The sequence below is a fragment of the Lentzea tibetensis genome (assembly GCF_007845675.1).
Taxonomy (GTDB): domain Bacteria; phylum Actinomycetota; class Actinomycetes; order Mycobacteriales; family Pseudonocardiaceae; genus Lentzea; species Lentzea tibetensis.
Window position 1 is genome coordinate 18,266 of sequence record NZ_VOBR01000032.1, and the last position, 18,337, is coordinate 36,602.

General features: G+C 69.3%; 14 protein-coding genes and 1 pseudogene. 5 read left to right on the forward strand and 10 right to left on the reverse strand.

All coding sequences use genetic code 11. The annotated features are described in order from the left end of the window. Positions 1–11 precede the first annotated feature (11 nt). Positions 12–1,055, forward strand: coding sequence for a 2-oxoglutarate and iron-dependent oxygenase domain-containing protein (locus FKR81_RS35365; protein WP_146358578.1), 1,044 nt, complete (start codon positions 12–14; stop codon positions 1,053–1,055). A 397-nt stretch (positions 1,056–1,452) separates the two neighbouring features. On the opposite strand, the gene FKR81_RS35370 is transcribed toward FKR81_RS35365, so the two are convergent. Beyond that, the gene (locus tag FKR81_RS35370; RefSeq protein ID WP_146358579.1) at positions 1,453–2,838 is read right to left on the reverse strand and encodes a glycoside hydrolase family 28 protein; all 1,386 of its coding nucleotides are present in this window, start codon (positions 2,836–2,838) and stop codon (positions 1,453–1,455) included. A 65-nt stretch (positions 2,839–2,903) separates the two neighbouring features. Here FKR81_RS35370 and FKR81_RS35375 point away from each other — a divergent pair, with 65 nt between their 5' ends. Then, positions 2,904–3,590: a DNA alkylation repair protein gene (locus FKR81_RS35375; protein WP_146358580.1), complete on the forward strand. Its 687-nt coding sequence runs from the start codon at positions 2,904–2,906 to the stop codon at positions 3,588–3,590. Here FKR81_RS35375 and rho read toward each other — a convergent pair. Together rho and FKR81_RS35385 are read right to left on the reverse strand one after the other, a co-directional pair. After that, a pseudogene (gene rho / locus FKR81_RS35380) lies at positions 3,587–4,678 on the reverse strand (transcription termination factor Rho); the annotation flags it as partial. The gene FKR81_RS35375 and the pseudogene rho sit on opposite strands and share 4 nt — an antisense overlap. Before the next feature lie 207 nt (positions 4,679–4,885). Beyond that, on the reverse strand, positions 4,886–6,040 hold the full coding sequence (locus tag FKR81_RS35385) for an MFS transporter (protein ID WP_146358582.1): 1,155 nt from the start codon (positions 6,038–6,040) through the stop codon (positions 4,886–4,888). A gap of 85 nt (positions 6,041–6,125) precedes the next feature. Here FKR81_RS35385 and FKR81_RS35390 point away from each other — a divergent pair, with 85 nt between their 5' ends. Continuing rightward, positions 6,126–6,434 (forward strand): ArsR/SmtB family transcription factor, encoded by a 309-nt coding sequence (locus FKR81_RS35390; RefSeq protein ID WP_407936571.1) that lies wholly within the window; start codon positions 6,126–6,128, stop codon positions 6,432–6,434. A gap of 10 nt (positions 6,435–6,444) precedes the next feature. Here FKR81_RS35390 and FKR81_RS35395 read toward each other — a convergent pair whose 3' ends face one another. The 3 genes from FKR81_RS35395 to pheS all read right to left on the reverse strand — a co-directional run bounded on the left by FKR81_RS35395 (position 6,445) and on the right by pheS (position 10,901). After that, entirely contained in the window at positions 6,445–6,942 is a 498-nt protein-coding gene (locus FKR81_RS35395; RefSeq protein ID WP_146358584.1) for a hypothetical protein, read from the reverse strand. Between the two features lie 410 nt (positions 6,943–7,352). After that, positions 7,353–9,830 (reverse strand): phenylalanine--tRNA ligase subunit beta, encoded by a 2,478-nt coding sequence (gene pheT / locus FKR81_RS35400; protein WP_146358585.1) that lies wholly within the window; start codon positions 9,828–9,830, stop codon positions 7,353–7,355. Positions 9,831–9,833: 3 nt separating this feature from the next. Beyond that, positions 9,834–10,901 carry a phenylalanine--tRNA ligase subunit alpha gene (pheS, locus tag FKR81_RS35405; RefSeq protein ID WP_146358586.1) on the reverse strand — a complete coding sequence of 356 codons (1,068 nt, stop codon included), beginning with the start codon at positions 10,899–10,901 and terminating at the stop codon, positions 9,834–9,836. Between the two features lie 136 nt (positions 10,902–11,037). On the opposite strand from pheS, the gene FKR81_RS35410 reads away from it, so the two are divergent. Together FKR81_RS35410 and FKR81_RS35415 are read left to right on the forward strand one after the other, a co-directional pair. Beyond that, on the forward strand, positions 11,038–12,771 hold the full coding sequence (locus FKR81_RS35410) for an HSP90 family protein (protein WP_146358587.1): 1,734 nt from the start codon (positions 11,038–11,040) through the stop codon (positions 12,769–12,771). 2 nt (positions 12,772–12,773) lie between these two features. Next, positions 12,774–15,479 carry a tetratricopeptide repeat protein gene (locus FKR81_RS35415; RefSeq protein WP_146358588.1) on the forward strand — a complete coding sequence of 902 codons (2,706 nt, stop codon included), beginning with the start codon at positions 12,774–12,776 and terminating at the stop codon, positions 15,477–15,479. Positions 15,480–16,153: 674 nt separating this feature from the next. Here FKR81_RS35415 and FKR81_RS35420 read toward each other — a convergent pair. From FKR81_RS35420 to infC, 4 genes are read right to left on the reverse strand one after another with little or no spacing between them, the layout of a single operon-like run. Beyond that, a complete protein-coding gene (locus tag FKR81_RS35420) occupies positions 16,154–16,996 on the reverse strand; it encodes a TrmH family RNA methyltransferase (protein WP_146358589.1) in 843 nt (280 codons plus the stop codon). Then, on the reverse strand, positions 16,993–17,382 hold the full coding sequence (gene rplT / locus FKR81_RS35425) for a 50S ribosomal protein L20 (protein ID WP_146358590.1): 390 nt from the start codon (positions 17,380–17,382) through the stop codon (positions 16,993–16,995). Before rplT ends, FKR81_RS35420 begins: the two co-directional genes overlap by 4 nt. Positions 17,383–17,442: 60 nt before the next feature. Continuing rightward, positions 17,443–17,637, reverse strand: a complete 195-nt coding sequence (rpmI, locus tag FKR81_RS35430) for a 50S ribosomal protein L35 (protein WP_146358591.1) — start codon at positions 17,635–17,637, stop codon at positions 17,443–17,445. Between the two features lie 49 nt (positions 17,638–17,686). After that, positions 17,687–18,301 carry a translation initiation factor IF-3 gene (gene infC / locus FKR81_RS35435; protein ID WP_146358592.1) on the reverse strand — a complete coding sequence of 205 codons (615 nt, stop codon included), beginning with the start codon at positions 18,299–18,301 and terminating at the stop codon, positions 17,687–17,689. Positions 18,302–18,337 lie beyond the last annotated feature (36 nt).

The window sequence follows — 18,337 nt, forward strand, 5'->3', positions numbered from 1 at the left end:
TTAGTGCGGCCATGACCGAACTTCGCACCTTCCGTCTGCCCGACACCGTCACAGGTTCGGACAGCGACATCGCGCTGGGCCGCCAGCTCATCGAAGCATGGCAGGCCGATGGGATTCTGCAGATCGCGACGGACGCGGTGCAGGACCAGAAGACCGAAGCCGCCATGCAGGCGAGCAGAAGCTTCTTCCACGACTTACCGTTCGAGGAGAAGTCCAGACTGGTCAGCGACCTCACCTACGCCGGCTACATCGCGTCCGGCGAGGAGGTCACCGACGGCGTGGCCGACTACTCGGAGATCTTCACCGTCTGCAAGGACGTCCCACTCGACGACTCGCGCGTCGTCGACAAGTGGCCGTGCCACGGCCCGGTCCCGTGGCCGTCGGAGTCGTACCACCAGGCCATGCAGACCTTCATGGACTCGCTCGGCGAGCACGGCGAGAAGATCCTGCAGCTCACCGCGCTCGGCTTCGGCCTCGACATCGACACCTTCACCCGCCTGACGGTCGACGGCTGGCACCACATGCGCGTCCTCCGCTTCCCGGAGGTCAAGGAGGACTCCGACCGCGGCATCGGCGCCCACACCGACTACGGCATGCTCGTGCTCGCTGCCCAAGACGATGTCGGCGGCCTCTACGTCCGCCCGCCGATCGAGGGCGAGGAGCGCCCCCGCAACTGGCTGCCCGACGAGAGCGCCGCGGGTTGCTTCCAGGAGGCCGAGGGCTGGACCTTCGTCAAGCCCGTGCCGAACGTGCTCACCGTGTTCCCCGGCGACATCATGCAGTTCCTCACCGGGGGTGCCCTGCTCTCCACGCCGCACAAGGTGCTGCTCAACACCCGCGAGCGGTTCACCATGGCCTACTTCCACGAGCCCAACTTCGAAGCCGTGGTGCGCCCGTTGGACGAGCCCGCCGGGGATGACGTCATCCACTACGGCACGCACTTCACCAACATGTTCATGCGTTGCTATCCCGATCGGGTGACGACGCAGCGGATCCACGCTGAGGATCGGTTGTCCGTGCTCGCCGAGCTGCGTACCGGCGTGCGGCACAGCTGATTGCGGTGTTGGCCTCCGGCGGCCGGGGCTCCGCCCCGGACCCCGGCACCACCGGAGGCCCGTGCCTTCTTTTCGTAGTGGGTCGCCTTGGTGGTGGGGTCTCCGTACGACGCACCAGAGGCAGCCACATTTTGAGAGTGGGGTCAAGACGAAAAACGTGTCTTGACCCCACTCTCAAAATGCAGCAGGGCTTCGCCTGCGCCGTACGGAGACCCCACCACCCACTGGTTTGTTGCGCCTTCGGCGCCTCTCGGTGCTCGCCTTCGGCTTCGCCGAGCGAAAGAGCCCCCGCAGTCCGGCGGCCGAGCCACAGAAGGAGCGCCCGCCGCACTCCCAACCCCCGCACTGCCCGGCGGGCGCGGTCCCCGCCCCACCATCAAAGAAACGAGCCCAGACGTCAGGCGGGCTTGCCGTTGATCTTCGTGTTGGGGAACGTGACGTTCTGGGCGTTGGAGATCTTGTTGGCACCGCGGGAGATCGCGGTGAACGTGCTGCTGGAGACCACGACGTCGCTGACCTTCGAGGCGGCCAAGCCGTCCACCTCTACCGCGTATTCCTTGGAGCCCGCCACGGTCAGCCGGTCGACGGTGATGTTGCGGACCGTCGGGTTCGACACCGGGCCGGAGTTGCCGGAGCCCGAGTAGTTGAGGGTGATGAACACCGGGGACTTGGTGAGCTTGTTCGCGGTGATGTCGCGGAAGTGCACGCCGTCGATCGTGCCGCCCCGGTACTTGGACGTCTTGATGAACACCACGTACCACAGCTGGTCAGCAGCATTGGCCGGGTTCACGCGGCAGTTGCGGGCGTAGACGTTGCGGGCACCGCCGGACGCCTCGGAGCCGATGCAGATCGCGCCGCGGTTCGAGAACACGAAGGTGGAGTTCTCGACGACGATGTTCTGCGACGGCATGTTGACCCGGCGGCCGTCGACGTCGCGGCCCGACTTGATGGCGATGCAGTCGTCGCCGGTGTTGAAGGTGCAGTCGGTGATGTGGACGTCGGTGCAGCACTCGGGGTCGACGCCGTCGTTGTTGCCGCCGCCACCTCGTGAGTTGACCGTGATGCCGGAGACGGTGATGTTGCGGGACTTCACCGGGTGGACGCTCCACATCGGTGGGCGTTCGATGGTGATGCCGCTGATCAGGATGTTCGTGCACTCCACGAACTGGATCAGGTTGGGGCGCAGCTTGTGGCCCTCACCGAGGCGGCGCTGGGCGACCGGAGTGTTGTCGGCGCCCCACTTCTGCAGCTGGGTCCACGACCCGCCGCCCCCGCCCCACGGCTTCCACGTCTGGCCCTGGCCGTCGAGCGTGCCCGCGCCGGTGACGGCGATGTTGGTGGCGTTGTTGGCGTAGAGGAAGGCCTGGTAGTTCAGGCATTCGATGCCCTGCCAGCGGGTCGGGACGACCGGGAGGTACTTCTTCGGGTCGGTGTGGAACCTGATCGTGGCGCCCTTGTCGACGAAGAGGTTCACGTTGCTCTGGAGGGTGATGCCGCCGGTGACGAACACGCCGCCGCGCACCACCACCCGGCCGCCGCCCGCCTCGGTGCACGCCTGGATCGCCTTGCGGAACGCGGCCGCGTTGTCCGTCGAACCGTCCGGCTTGGCGCCGTAGGCGGTGACGAGGAAGTCCCTGTCAGGGAACGTCGGGGGCTTGATCCTGGCCAGGATGCCGGGGACCGCGTCCCACGGGTCGGCGGCGAGCGCCACGCCCGGTGTCGCGAGGAGGCCCGCGGCCACCAGGCCGGACACCTTCAGGAAGTCACGACGTGAACCGGACATCAACACCTCCACTGCAAACGTTTCCAGCGGCGGCACGGCCCAAAGTACACCTATACGGTGCGGACGTGACCCCCAAGTCGTCGCTGATCGCCGCTGTGCGCGCCGGGCTCGCGGAGCTGGCGAACCCGGACAAGGCGCCGGACATGCAGGCGTACATGAAGTCGGACATGCCCTACCGGGGCGTGGCCAGGCCGCAGCGGGCCGCGTTGACGAAAGCGGTGTTCGCCGAGCACGTCATCGCGTCCGAAACCGACTGGGTCGACACGATTCTCGTGCTGTGGCGGGAGGCCGGGTTCCGCGAGGAGCGGTACGTCGCACTGGACCTCAGCGGCCAGCGGAGGTATGCCGCGTGGCAGAGCTCGGCGTTGCTCCCGCTCTACGACGAGCTGATCGTCACCGGCGCGTGGTGGGACTACGTGGACGAGATCGCCAACCGGCGGATCGGGCCGCTGGTGCGCTCGGAGCCGGACGTGGTGAAGCCGGTCATGCGCGTCTGGTCGACCGACGACGACAAGTGGCGGCGCCGGACGTCGATCATCTGTCAGCTCGCCTCGAAGGCGGCGACGGACACCGTTTTGCTCACGGAGAGCATCGAAGCGAATATCACGGACCGTGACTTCTTCTTGCGCAAGGCCATCGGCTGGGCCCTGCGGGAGTACGCGAAAACTGAACCCGAATGGGTGAAGGACTTCGTGGAGCGGCACCCGGAGCTGTCCGGGCTGTCCCGACGCGAGGCGCTCAAGAACCTCTAGGCGGCGAGCTGCGTCAGGAACTCGATGTTGGTGCGGGTCTTGCGCAGACCGTCGAGCAGCACCTCGACGTCGCGGCCGGCCAGTGCGCGGCGCAGCCTGCGCATCACGGCGAGCTCTTCCGGCGACAGCAGCAGGTCGTCCTTGCGGGTGCCGGACTGCTCCACGTCGACCGCGGGGTAGACCTGCTTGCCCGCGAGCTTGCGGTCGAGCTTGAGCTCGGCGTTGCCGGTGCCCTTGTACTCCTCGAAGATCAGCGTGTCGCCGACCGAGCCGGTCTCGACCAGCGCGGTCGCGAAGATGGTGAGCGAGCCACCGTCCTCGATGTTGCGCGCGGCGCCGAGGAACCGCTTGGGCGGCAACAGGGTCGTCGAGTCGATGCCACCGGACAGGATGCGGCCGGACGCGGGTGCGGCCAGGTTGTAGGCGCGGCCGAGGCGGGTCAGCGAGTCGAGCAGGACCACGACGTCGCGGCCTTCCTCGACCAGGCGCTTGGCCCGTTCGACGGCGAGCTCGGCGACCGCGATGTGGTCGGCGGGCGAGCGGTCGAACGTCGAGGCGAAGATCTCGCCCGGCACGGTGCGCTGGATGTCGGTGACCTCCTCTGGACGCTCACCGACGAGCGCCACGATGAGGTGGCACTCGGGGTTGTTCTTGCTGATGGCGTGCGCGATCGACTGCAGCACAACGGTCTTGCCCGCCTTGGGCGGCGCGACGATCAACGCGCGCTGGCCCTTGCCGACGGGCATCATCAGGTCGACGACGCGGGTGGTCAGGTCGTGCGGGCCGGTCTCGAGGCGCAGCCGTTCGGTCGGGTGCACGGGCACCAGGTCGGTGAACTCGGGACGGTGGCGGCCCGGCTCACCGCCGTTGACGGAGTCGAGGCGGACGAGCGGAGCGGCCTTCTGCTTGCCGCCCGGCTGCCCGGCGGCGCCGGAGACGACGTCACCTCGGCGCAGGTCGTAGCGGCGGACGAGGTGCTGCGGCACGAACGCGTCCTTGGGGCCGGGCAGGTAGCCGGACACGCGGACGAAAGCGTTGGTGCCGTTGATGTCGAGGATGCCGGAGACAGGCACCAGCACCTCGGTTTCGGGTTCTTTGAACAGGGTTGCGGTCATGGTTGGTCGGTGTCCTTTCCGGACAGGTTCGGCACGAGGCCGAGGTGAAGGCGAACGCCGGAAGATCGGGGTTCTGAGCCTTGGAGAACTGCCGCGGGAGGCTGGGCCAACATCCGCAGGCATCTCCACCGTACCCGGTCCGCGATCGATCGCGCAACGCATTCACCTCGGCGACGTGCGTCACCCCACCGGAACGGGCTGCGGGCGGCGGCTCGCCATGATCAGCAACCCGAACGCCAGCACCGCGATCGCGGCGGCGATCGGCGGCAGTGCCACCAGTCCCGCGGAGCTGACCACCAGCCCACCGAACACACCGGACAGCCCCACCCCGAGGTAGATGGCGGAAGCGTTGAGGGACAACAACAATCCGCTGCTCTCCGGGGCGAGCTCGATCAGCCAGTTCTGGATCGGCGGGTTGACCGACCAGGTGAACAGGCCCCACACGAACATCACCGCGCCCGCGGACCACGCGGTGGTCGCGGTGAGCGGCAACGTGGCCAGCACGACGGTGAACACGCTGAAGATCACCAGCAGCGGGCCGCGGCTGCCGTAGCGGTCGGTCGCCCGGCCGCCGAGCGCGTTGCCGAGCGCGCCGCCGACGCCGTAGACGAGCAGCAGGAGGCTGATCGTCGAGCCGTGCACGTCGGCGACCGCGGTCAGCAGCGGCGCGATGTAGGTGAAGACGGCGAACGCGGCGAGGCACGCGAGCACGGTCATGCCGAGCACGAGCCGCACCTGCCGGTCGCCCGCGACGGCGAACCGCTCGCGCAGGCCGACCACGGGCGGTGCGGCCATCCGCGGCACCCCGGCCAGCACGCTGACGGCGGCGAGCACCGACACGGCCGCGACCAGCGCGAACACCCCGTGGTACCCGATGGGCCCGCCCAGCACGTTGCCCGCGGGCACCCCGATGACCAGCGCGAACGTGAGGCCGCCGAAAACGATCGCGACCGCCCGCCCCCGCCGCTCGGGCGGGTTGATCACGGCGGCCACCGCGGTGGCGGCCGGCGTGAACATGGCCGCGCCGAACGCGCTGAGCACCCGTGACGCGAGCAGCAGCTCGTAGGTCGGCGCGATCACCGCGAACGCGTTGCCCAGCGCGCTGACCAGCAGTGCGACCACGAGCAGCCGCCGCCGTTCCCAGCGCCCGGTCAGCGCCGCGAACAGCGGCGCCGCGAGCGCGTAGGCGACGGCGAAGGCGGTGACGAGCTGGCCCGCGGCGGCGGGCGAAACGGCGAGCTCCCGGCTCACCGCAGGTAGGACGCCCGTGACGATGTACCCGCTCGTGCCGACGGCGAACGCGCCGAAGGCGAGCAGGTAGGTGCGTGGCGACATGTCTCTCCCCAGTCGGAAGCTTGGTTCGACAGTCACCGTACTACGAGATTCATCGAACTACGACAAATCTCGTACTATGGACCCCATGAGCGACGTCCTGCCCCACCCCCTGCGCGACGAGATCCGCATCGAAGCGGTGCTGCACGCGCTCGCCGACCCGATGCGGCTGAGGATGGTGCGCGAGCTGGACCGGATCGGCACGGGCGTCGCGTGCGGGGCGATCGACCTGCCGATCACCAAGTCGACGCGCACGCACCACCTGCGCACCCTGCGCGAGGCGGGCGTGATCCACGTGCGGCCGGACGGGACGTCGCGCATCACGACGGTGCGCCGCACGGACCTCGACGCCCTCTACCCCGGCATGCTCGACGCGATCCTCAAAGCCGAGCGCTGAACGCGCGACCCTAGCCGCGCATCGCCTGCCCCGAGTAGGTCAGCGGGAACACCAGGTCGGTGCACTCGAGCGGCACGTCCTTGGCGATGCGCACGACCATCTCGACCTCGACGGTGCCGCCCTGCGGGATCAGCATCGGCGTGGTCATCGGTTCGACGGTCAGCACGCCGGGCGGGCACTCCAGCACGCGCTGCTGGGCCTCGTCGACCGGCTGGCCGGGGACTGCGGAGAGCTGCTTGACGATGATGTCGACGCTGTTCGGGTTGGTCAGCCGGACCAGTCTGCTGCCCTCGGCACCCGGCCGGAGCTCGACCGCGGCGCCGGAGATGTCGTTGATCTCGAACGGCTTGAGGTCGCCGAGGCCCGACTCACCGCTGCTGACCGAGTAGGCCATCGCGGGCAGCTGAGGCGCCGGCCAGGTGAGGTGCATCGCGGCCACGACGGCCGCTCCCACCATCAGGATCGTCAACGAGACGGCGATCTCCAGCCGGGGACCCAAACTTCGCATGGCGCAACTCCATACTTTGTTGCTCCAGGCGGTGGGTTCGCCTCTAGCTCCCCGCCGGACCGGCGACCATTCTCGCCCGACGGTTCATCGCTTCGCCCCTCGGCCCCAGCGGGCCGCGACGCCAATATTGGAGAACCTTCAACGGGGGCGCAAGCGGCTAGTGGGCGCCGAGATACCCTCAGAAGTCGGGACCTTCGGCACCTTGACAGCTACTCAGCGCCACCACCAGCACGTTTGATTCCAAACTCGACGGTAACTGGTTGTACCAACCGAGTGAACCTGTCTCAGCTGATTCCGCCCCCGGTCACAGGCTTCAGCTCCGCTTCAGGAATCAACCGCCGGCGTCCCACCCAGTGACACGAAAAGAGCCCGCGACTCAGCAGAATCGCGGGCTCCTCTTCAGGAAACCATCAGGAGCGGAGAGCCGCTCCGAACGCCTCGGCGGCGGCTGCGACAGCGGCGTCGCGCGCGACCGTCGCCTCCTCCACCGTCAACGTGCGGTCCGGTGCGCGGAAGCGCAGGGAGTACGCCAGCGAGCGCTTGCCATCGCCGACCTGCTCGCCGGTGTAGACGTCGAACAGCCGGATGTCCTCCAGCAGCTCACCGGCACCGCCACCGAGCACCTCGGACACGGACGCGACCGGCACGGAGGCGTCCACGACGAGCGCCACGTCCAGCAGCACCGGCGGGTACGCCGACACGGTCGGGGCGGGGCGGTGGTCGTCGAGCGGCAGCGCGTCCAGGTCCAGCTCGAACGCGACGGTGCGTTTGGGCAGGCCCAGCGCCTCGACGACCTTCGGGTGCAGCTCACCGGCGTGGCCGACGGGCCAGTCGCCGACGCGCAGCTCGGCGCAGCGGCCGGGGTGCCACGGCAGGAGGTCCGACGCGACGACGCGCAGCGTGACGCCGTACGCCTGGCCCACGAGGCGCGCGGCCTCGACGGCGTCCGCCCAGTCGGCCTGACGACCCTTGCCCCACCAACCGGCCAGCTCGCGGTGCCCGGTGAGCACACCGGCCACGTGCAGCGGCTGCACCGGCAGCGCGGCTTCCAGCGACGCGATCTCGGCCTTGGTCGGCGCCCTGTCGACGCCCAGCGCGGGCACCGGGATCTGCTGCGTGCGCGGCAGCGTCACCTGAGCGATGTTGTAGAGCGCCACGTCCTTCGCGCCGCGCGCCAGGTTGCGCAGCAGCGTCTCCAGCAGCGCGGGCAGCAGCGTGGTCGCGAGGACGTTCTTGTCCGCTTCCAGCGGGTTCAGCACGCCGACGGCGTTGCGGCGGACGTCGTCCGCGGACAGCCCGAACGCGTCGAACACCGCCGGGTTGATGAACGGGAACGGCTTCACCTCGATGAACCCGTTCTCGGCCAGCGCGCGCCACACGGTGCGGCGGCGGCGCTGCTGCTCGCTCAAGCCGCGGCCGGGAGGCGCGGGCGGCAGGACGGACGGGATCGTGTCGTACCCCTCCAGCCGCAGCACCTCCTCCACCAGGTCTGCGGGCTGCACGAGGTCCGCGCGCCAGGTCGGCGGCACGGCCGTGACGATGGTCTGGCCGTCGTCGGACGTGGTGACCGCGACCTGGCAGCCGATCTGGCCGAGGCGCCGAGCCGTGACGCCACGGGCGTAGCGCACGCCCGCGACGCGGTCCGGCAGGTCGATCGGCATCGAGACCGGTAGCGGCAGCTCGGGCACGCCGACGTCCGTGCGGCCGGGCTTGATGCTGCCGTCGCCGTAGTGGTTGAGCAGCTTCGCGGCCCGCTCCAGCGCGACCGGGGCCAGCGCCGGGTCGACCGTGCGCTCGAAGCGCTTGGCGGCCTCGGACGGCAGCTTGTGCCTGCGGACGGTCCGCGCGATGGACGCGGGGTCCCAGTTCGCGGCCTCCAGCAGGATGTCCGAGCTCTCGTCGCGGACCTCGGTCGACGCGCCGCCCATGACACCGGCGAGCGAGACCACGCCGCTGTCGTCGGAGATCACGATGTCGTCCGGGTCGAGCTCGCGGACCGTGTCGTCCAGCGTCGTGAGCTTCTCCCCCGCGGTCGCGCGGCGGACGACGAGCCCGCCCTGCAGCGCGGCGGCGTCGAACGCGTGCAGCGGCTGGCCCAGCTCGAGCATCACGTAGTTCGTGATGTCGACGGGCAGCGAGATCGAGCGGATGCCGGCGAGCATGAGCCTGCGGCGCATCCACCACGGCGTCGGCGCGGTCGGGTCGACACCCGTCACGCGGCGGGCCACGAAGCGGGAGCAGCCCGTGCGGTCCTCGATGTGGACGGGCCACACCTCGCCCTCGGCCTCGGGGATCTCGGCGCCACCGGGGTCGCCGAACGGCGTCTCCAGCGCGCACGCGATCTCGCGGGCCAGCCCGCGCACCGAGAACGCGTAACCGCGGTCCGGCGTCGGGGCGACCTCGATGACCGTGTCGGTGAGGTCGAGCAGCTCGATGGCGTCGTCACCGGGCTGCGCGGTGCCGCTGGGCAGCACGAGGATGCCCGAGTGATCGTCGCCGATGCCGAGCTCGTCGGCGGCGCAGATCATGCCCTCGCTGGTGCGGCCGTACGTCTTGCGCGCGGTGATCGTGAAGTCGCCGGGCAGCACGGCGCCGGGCAGCGCGACCACCACGGTGTCGCCCTCGACGAAGTTCGTGGCACCGCAGATGACGTTGTTGACCTGGTCCGGGCCGACCTCGACCTTGACGTAGCGGATGGGCTTCTTGAACTCGGCGAGCTCTTCGATCTCCATCACTCGGCCCGCGACGATCGGGCCGGTCACCGGCCCGAGCGGCGTGACCTCCTCGACCTCGATGCCGATCCGGGTGAAGGCGTCCGAGAGCTGCTCGGGCGTGGGTGTCTCGTCGAACTCGAGGTGCTCGACCAGCCAGGAAACCGGAATACGCACCGGTCAGGCCTCCGTTCCGAATGGCTGGGTGAAGCGGACGTCGCCCTCGACCATGTCCCGCATGTCCGGCAGGCCGTTGCGGAACTGCAGAGTGCGCTCCAGACCCATGCCGAAGGCGAAGCCGGAGTAGACGTCCGGGTCGACGCCGCACGCGCGCAGGACGTTGGGGTTGACCATGCCGCAGCCACCCCACTCGACCCAGCCGGCGCCGCCCTTCTTCTCCGGGAACCACACGTCGACCTCGGCCGACGGCTCGGTGAAGGGGAAGAAGCTGGGACGCAGGCGCGTCGTGGAGTTCTCGCCGAACATGGCGCGGGCGAACGCGTCGAGCGTGCCCTTGAGGTGCGCCATCGTGAGGCCCTTGTCGACGGCGAGGCCCTCGACCTGGTGGAACACCGGGGTGTGCGTGGCGTCGAGCTCGTCGGTGCGGAACGTGCGGCCGGGGCAGACGACGTACACCGGCAGCTCGCGGTCCAGCAGCGTGCGCGCCTGGACAGGCGACGTGTGGGTCCGCAGCACCAGGCTGGAGTTCTCGGGCGCGATGTAGAACGTGTCCTGCATCGAGCGCGCGGGGTGGTCCTTGCCGAAGTTCAGCGCGTCGAAGTTGAACCACTCGGTCTCGAGCTCGGGGCCTTCGGCGATCTCGTAGCCCATGGCCACGAAGACGTCACCGATGCGCTCGGCGAGCGTGGTGATCGGGTGGCGCGCGCCGCGCGGGGTGCGATCCCACGGCAGCGAGACGTCGACGCTCTCCTCGCGCAGGACGCGCTCGTCGCGCTCGACCTGCAGCACGGCGAAGCGCTCGTCGAACGCGGTCTTGACGGCGGACTGCGCTTCGTTGACCCTCTTGCCGGCCTCGGCCTTGGCCTTGGGTGGCAGCGCGCCGATCTCCCTGCGGGCGAGCAGGACGGGCGAGCGGTCACCGAGGTGGCCCGGCTTCGCGGCGGCGAGTGCGTCCAGGTCGATCGCGGCGGCGAACGCCTCACGCGCCTTCTGCACGGCCGCGTCGAGGTTCTCCGGCGAGAGCGCCGCTACCTCTTTCGGGTCGTACGGGTCGTTGGCTCCGGACATGGTTGGTGGACAGCTCCCGTCGCGGACATCTCGTTGCAAACGGACTGATCCTAGAGGAGGAGGTATTGACCTCCTCCGCCCGTTCCTCTAAAAGGCATGATCGGCGGCCCGTCGGCTCCCTAGACTGGACGTCACCATGGGGCACACCTTCCGCGTCGATCTCCGCGGCATCATCGACCTGCTCAGTCACCACCTGTACAGCAGTCCGCGCGTCTACGTCCGCGAACTGCTGCAGAACGCCGTGGACGCGATCACCGCGCGCCGGGAGCTCGATCCCGGGGCTCCCGCGGACGTCGAGATCACGTTCGGCGAGACGCTGCGCATCACGGACACCGGGATCGGGCTGACCGAGACCGAGGTCCACGAGCTGCTGTCCGTGCTGGGACGCACGTCGAAGCGAGACGAGCTCGGTTTCGCGCGCGAAGGCTTCCTCGGCCAGTTCGGCGTGGGCATGCTGTCGTGCTTCCTGGTGGCGTCCCGGATCACGCTGGTGACGCGGTCCGCCCGCGGTGGCGCGCCGGTGCGCTGGAGTGCCGACGCGGAGGGGAACTACTCGGTTTCGGTTCTCTCCGAAGAGGTTCCGGTCGGCACGTCGATCGAGCTGACGCCCGCGCGCGGCGCCGAGCACTGGCTCGAGGCGGACATCGTGCGGCCGCTGGTGTCGGAGTACGGCGACCTGCTGCCCGCGCGGATCTCGGTGGCGGGCTCGGTGGTGACGACCGGGACGTTGCCGTGGGAGGACGACGAGCAGGACCTGATCGCGTACGGCGAGCGGGCGCTGGGGTTCAAGGCGTTCGAGGCGGTGCCGATCGAGGTGCCCGCAGTCGGGCTGACCGGCGTGGCGTTCGTGCTGCCCGCCGGAGTGCATCCGGGGACGCGGCAGACGCACAAGGTGTACCTGAAGCGGATGCTCGTCGGTGACAACGTCGAGGGCCTGCTGCCGGACTGGGCGTACTTCGTGCGGTGCGTGGTCGACGTGACCGCGCTGCGGCCGACCGCTTCGCGCGAGTCGCTGTACCAGGACGAGACGCTGCTCGCGGTGCGCGAGGAGCTGGGCGACCAGGTCCGCGACTGGTTGATCCGGCTCGACGCGACCGAGCCGCGGCGCGCGGGCCAGCTGCTGGAGGCGCACCACCTGGGCATCAAGTCGCTGGCGCGGGTGGACGACGACATGCTGCGGCTGGTCGAGCGGTGGCTGCCGTTCGAGACCACCGACGGGCCGATGCCGCTGAAGCAGTTCCAGCGCAAGCACGGCACCGTGCTCTACATCCCGGACGTCGACGAGTACCACCAGCTCGCGCCGGTCGCCGCCGCTCAGGGCCTCGGGCTGGTCAACGCGGGCTACGCCTACGACGTCGAGCTGCTGGACCGGCTCGGGCCGTCCGCCGCGCGCCGGGCCGCGCCGTCCGAGCTGCTGGCCGCGCTCGGCGATCCGGAACCGGAGTTCCTGGCCGCGTTGCGGTCGCGGCTCGTCATGGGTGCCGGCGCGCTGGAGCGGCACGACTGCGACGCGGTGCCGCGCGACTTCGACCCGGTGTCGCTGCCCGCGCTGCTCATCAGCAACGCCGAGCAGCAGCGCCGCAAGGACACGTCCGAGGTGGGTGCCGAGGCCGACCCGCTGTGGGCGGAGTTGTTGTCCCAGTTGATGTCCGAGGAGTCGGGGCGCAGCGAGCAGCTGGTGCTGAACTGCCGCAACCCGCTCGTGCAGCGGCTCGCCCGGCTGACCGATCCGGCGCTGGTCGAGCTGACCCTGGAAAGCTTGTACGTGCACGCGGTGCTCCAGGCTCGTCGTCCGATGCGGCCGAAGGACACCGCCGCCTTGAACCGCTCGTTCCTGGAACTGCTGGACCGCGCCGTGGGGGGACGCTGATCGTGAGCGACGAGAAGAAGGACGCCGAGAGACTCTTCGCCGAGGCGTACGAGATGCCGTCGGGCATGGCGCGCCACGAGGCGCTGGAACGCGCCGCGCGCGCGGCCGACGCGACGGACCACCTGCCGCTCGGGGTGTCGTGCCGGATCCAGCTGATCCGGTCCTGCTACGACCTCGACCGCTACGACCTGATGCTGGCGCCGTTCGCCTGGTGCATGGCCGCCGAGCAGCGCGACCCCACGTCGTTCGACGACTACGACCGCCACACGTTCGACTGGGCCCACAAGTGGGTCCCCGGCGGCCTGCGCCGCGACCCCAGGTTCAGCCTCGCGCAGATCGAGTCCGTGATCATCCAGCTGGCCACGCGCTACCAGCAGCACGGCTACTCGATGCAGCCCATCCACGGCGCACGGGCCGACCAGGCCTTCCACGTGGGTGACGCCGAGGCGTTCGCCGAGCACTTCGGCCGTTACCTGGCAACGGAGTCCGGCCCGATGAGCGACTGCGCGGCGTGCGTCGTCGAGGAGCAGGTGACGCACCTGGTGAACCAGGGCCGCCACGCGGAGGCCGTCGCGCACGCGCAGCCGGTACTGGGTTCCGACCAGGGCTGCGCCACGCAGCCGCAGGGCATCCTGACCGCCGTGCTGCCCGCGCTGCTGGAGACGGGCGACCTCGCGGGCGCCGCTTCCGCGCACCTGACGGCGTACCGGCTGATCAAGGACGACACGACCACCGGCTACCTGAACGAGCACCTCGAGTTCTGCGCCGTCACCGGGAACATCGCGCGCGGCATCGAGATCCTGCAGCGCAACCTGCACCGCGTGCACGGCTCGGTGAGCCCGTCGGCCGAGATGCAGTTCGCCATCTCCGCGTCCGTGCTGCTGTCCCGCATCGCCCCGGACTTCGCGTTCGACGTGCCGCTGACCGGCGCCGTCCCCACAGCCGACCTGCTGGACCAGCTGCGCGCCCGCGCGCTGGCGCTGGCCTCGGCCTTCGACGCCCGCAACGCCAGCACCGCGTGCACGTCCCGCACCCTGGAATCGTTGGCGCGCAAGGACTCCGTGCACGTGGAGCTCGCCGTCCCGGTAGCCGCGCCGGTGTTCGCACCGGAGCCGGTCGAGTCCGGCGACCCGGTGGAGATCGCCCAGGGCATGGTCGAGGCCTACGACGCGGGCGACTTCGTCACCGGCCGCCGCCTCCTGGAGTCGCTGCCGTCGGACATGGACGCCCTGCTGCCGCAGGAACTGGCCGCGCAGACGTCGATCCGCCGCATGATCTCCGGCAACGCCGAGTTCGACTACCCGCTGTTCGAGGCCGAGCTGGACCGCCTGTCCCCCGACCTGGCCTGCCGTTACCGCGCCAGGGTTTCCGTGTGGCTGCCGGACGGCCTGGCCATCGCCCGCACCTGCCTGGAGTCGGCGACCTCGGACACCACCAAGACCTTGGCCGCCTTGGCACTGGTCGAACTGCTCGACGCCCACCACGACCACGCGGCAGCGTCGTCGATGCTGGACCTGGCTTTCTCACTGGACGTGCCGTCCCTGCGCATGCGCGTACTGGTCGACCGCGCCGAGCACTTGGCCCGCCAACAGGACCTGGACGCCGCCACCACTCTGGTTTCGCAGGTGCTGAGCACGTCGGCCGCACCCCCGAGCGTGTGGTTCGACGCCCAACGCATCCTGCTGCGCCTGCAGACCGTCACCGGCCAGGTGAAGTCAGCGATGACCACCGGCCAGTCCTTCGCGTCGTCGTTCACCGGCGCGGCGGGCGCCGAGGCCCTGTTCCTGTGGTCGCTGGCGATCGAGGAACTGGAACAGGAGGCCGAACACCTGGGCCCTCTGCGCACCACCGTGGCCGCGTCACGCGTCCACCTGACTCCCGTGCACACCGTGAAGTCGTGCCACATCCTGGGCGCGGGCTACCTGCGCTCGGAACGCTTCGTCGAGGCAGCCGAGATCCTCGAGGAAGCCCTGCGCCTGGTACCCGCCGACCAGGAGGATCTGGCCCTGCAGGTGACCTTCCGCCTGGGCCAGGTCTGCCGCCGCCTGGGAGAGTTCCCCTCAGCCGAACGCCACCTGCGCACCTCACTTTCCTTGCTGTCCCCGGACGACCACCCGCGCCGCGCCTTCACCCAGGACGCACTGGCCAACGTCCTGCACCGAGCAGGCGACGGCGCAACCGCCGCCTCGGTGTACGCCGCAGCCGCCCGCGACTGGGAAACAGCATCCGAGGTGGCCGAGGCAGTCAGCTCGTGGATCGAGGCAGCGGGCGTCCTACCCGCCGAGGAGGAAGCGGCCACACACGCCGCTCTAGCCGAGGCCTCGCGCCTACTACCCGGCGTCACGGACACGTCGGCACAACAGCGGCACACCGCCGAGATCGCGGCGATCCGGGCGTTCATGCACGGCCGTGCGGGCGACTTCGCCTCGGCGATGAAGGAGAACCGCACCGCCGAGTCACTCGCAGCCGCGCTGGCAGACCGGCCGTGGCAAGTGTTCCTCGTGACTCGTGGGGCGCGCCTGCTGCTGGACGCCTCAGACCCCGAGGGCGCCGAAGCCGAGGCCAGACGCGCCGCGTCTCTGCTGCCCGACGACTCGACGCAGACCGGGGACGTGCTGTCCATCCTGTCGGAGGCGTTGAAGCAACAGCACAAGGCGGCGGGGACAGACCCGCTGGTGCGCTCGCTGACCGCAGCCCTGTCCCACTGACGCGCCGCTGAGGGGCCGCCTGCCATCGCTGACGCAGGCGTCCCCGCACGCGAGACCCCCGGAATCGATGCTCCCAGCCAGCACCGACATTCCCGGCCCCGCAGCATGGCCAACCCCCAAACCCCGCAGAATCCAAGGCCCGCCACACACCTACCGGCACGAGGCGCGGCGGACACGACCGAACACGCAGGCACCAAGGGAGCACCGCCCAGCCCGCCAGCGACAGGCACCGCCATCAACCACAGCAGGTCAGAGCTCGTGAGTGATTAGGAGTGCCATAGGCCTCCTAATCACTCACGAGCCCTGACCTGCCAACCTGACCGCACGGCCCAAGCGAGCACGGCCCAAACCGGCAGATACCAAGAGAGCCCGACGAAACCGGCAGATGCCAAGGGAGCCCAGCGAAAACCGGCAGATGCCAAAAGAAAGGAGCGCCCGCCGCACTCCCAACCCACGCACTGCCAACCGGGCGCGGCCCCCGAGCACAAACCGGCAAGCCGAACGATCCCAAGCATCCGGACGGCCGGGGCGGGGAGGGTCTCGCTGATCAGGCGCAGCCTTGCCACATCGAAAAGCCCCTGTCAAGGCAGCTTTTCCGCCTTGACAGGGGCTTTTCGATGTGGCGACCGTGAGGTGATCAGCGAGACCCTCCCCGCCCCCCGCACACCAAACACCTAACGAACAGACCGCTGACTACGAGCAGACGCGTAGAGACAAACCGCAGCAGCGGTAGCCAGATTGAGACTCTCGGCCCCACCGTAGATGGGCACCCGCATAGAAGTGTCCAAACTAGACACAACAGCGTCAGGCAACCCGTGCGCCTCACTGCCGAACACCCAAGCAGTGGGCTGCTCAAGATCCCCGTTCAACGAGGCGGCATCAAGGTCGTGCTCGGCGTACCCATCAGCAGCGACCAGCCGAAGCCCAGCAGCACGACAGGCGGCGAACACCTCGTCGGCGTCACGCGAACGCGCAATGGGCAGGTGGAACAACGACCCGGTGGAAGCACGCACACACTTGCCGTTGTGCGGATCAACGGTGTCACCAGCAAAAATCACCGCGTCAGCACCAGCGGCGTCGGCAACACGAACCACGGTGCCGGCATTACCCGGATCAGTCACGCCGAGAAGCACGGCGACGAGCCGAGGAGCGCCGCCCAGCGCGACAGCCAGCGGCTGCGGCACGGTGTCGCACACGGCGACGAGCCCTTGGGGCGTCACGGTTTCCGAGAGGCCTGCGGCGGCTTTCTCGGACACCTCGCTGATCCGGACACCGGCGTCGATCGCGGCGTTGATCAGGTCGGCGTTGCGCTCGGCCGCGGCGGAGGTGACGAACAGCTCGTGCACGTGACCCGGCCACGCCAGCGCCTCGCGCACGGCCTGTGCGCCTTCGGCGAGGAAGCGGTCCGCGCGATCCCTGCCCTGACGCCGCGTCAGGTGGCGAGCAGCAACGACCCGAGGGGTCCGTTCGGTGAACGGAGCCGCCTCGGGTCGTCGGGCGCGGGAGTTCCCGCTCAGGCCTTGTCCTCGACCGGCGCGTTCACGTCGGTCGGGAGGGCGTTGCGCGCGATCTCGACCAGCGCGGAGAACGCGTTGGCGTCGGTGACGGCGAGGTCCGCGAGGATCTTGCGGTCGACCTCGACACCCGCGAGCTTCAGGCCCTGGATGAAGCGGTTGTAGGTGATGCCGTTCTGGCGCGCACCGGCGTTGATGCGCTGGATCCAGAGCTTGCGGAAGTCACCCTTGCGCGCACGACGGTCGCGGTACGCGTAGTTGAGCGAGTGGAGCACCTGCTCCTTGGCCTTGCGGTACAGCCTCGAGCGCTGGCCGCGGTAACCGCTGGCCAGCTCAAGGGTGGTACGGCGCTTCTTCTGGGCATTCACAGCCCGCTTGACGCGTGCCACGGGTCCATCCTGTCGATCTCAAGGGCGTCGGGGGCCCGGATTGCTAAAGGGGATCGCTGGTCAGAGACCGAGCAGCTTCTTGATGCGCGGAGCGTCGTGCGGGGTGACCTCGGCCGTACCGCTCAAACGCCGCGTCACACGGCTGGACTTCTTCTCCAGGATGTGGCGCTTGCCGGCCTTCTCACGAACCAGCTTGCCGCTGCCGGTGACCTTGAACCGCTTCGAGGTCCCGCTGTGCGTCTTGTTCTTCGGCATTTCCGTCCTCGTCTCGTGCTGCCACCGGGTCGGGGGCGGCCATGCGTCCTTACTCTTCGGAAGCGGTGTCGGTCTCGGTGTCCGAGACCTGGTCCTCTTCCTGCTTGACCGGACGCGCCTTGATGTTCTTGTGCGGCGCCAACACCATGATCATGTTGCGGCCGTCCTGCTTGGGGTTCGACTCCACGAAGCCCAGCTCCGCGACGTCCTCCGCCAGCCTCTGCAAGAGGCGGTAACCGAGCTCGGGGCGCGACTGCTCGCGACCGCGGAACATGATGGTCACCTTGACCTTGTTCCCGTGCGAGAGGAAGCGGGCCACGTGGCCCTTCTTCGTCAGGTAGTCGTGCGGGTCGATCTTCGGGCGGAGCTTCTGCTCCTTGATGACCGTCAGCTGCTGGTTCCGACGCGACTCGCGAGCCTTCTGCGCGGTCTCGTACTTGAACTTGCCGTAGTCCATGAGCTTGCAGACCGGCGGTCGAGCCTGCGCGGCGACCTCGACGAGGTCCAGATCCGCTTCCTGCGCGAGTCGGAGCGCGTCCTCGATGCGAACGATCCCGACCTGCTCACCATTCGGCCCGACAAGACGGACCTCCGGCACCCGAATGCGGTCGTTGATGCGCGGCTCGGTGCTGACGGGAGCACCTCGGTTCGAGGGACTTGTCATTCACGTCCTTTGCGACTCGTTGTGCGCCAAAAGACA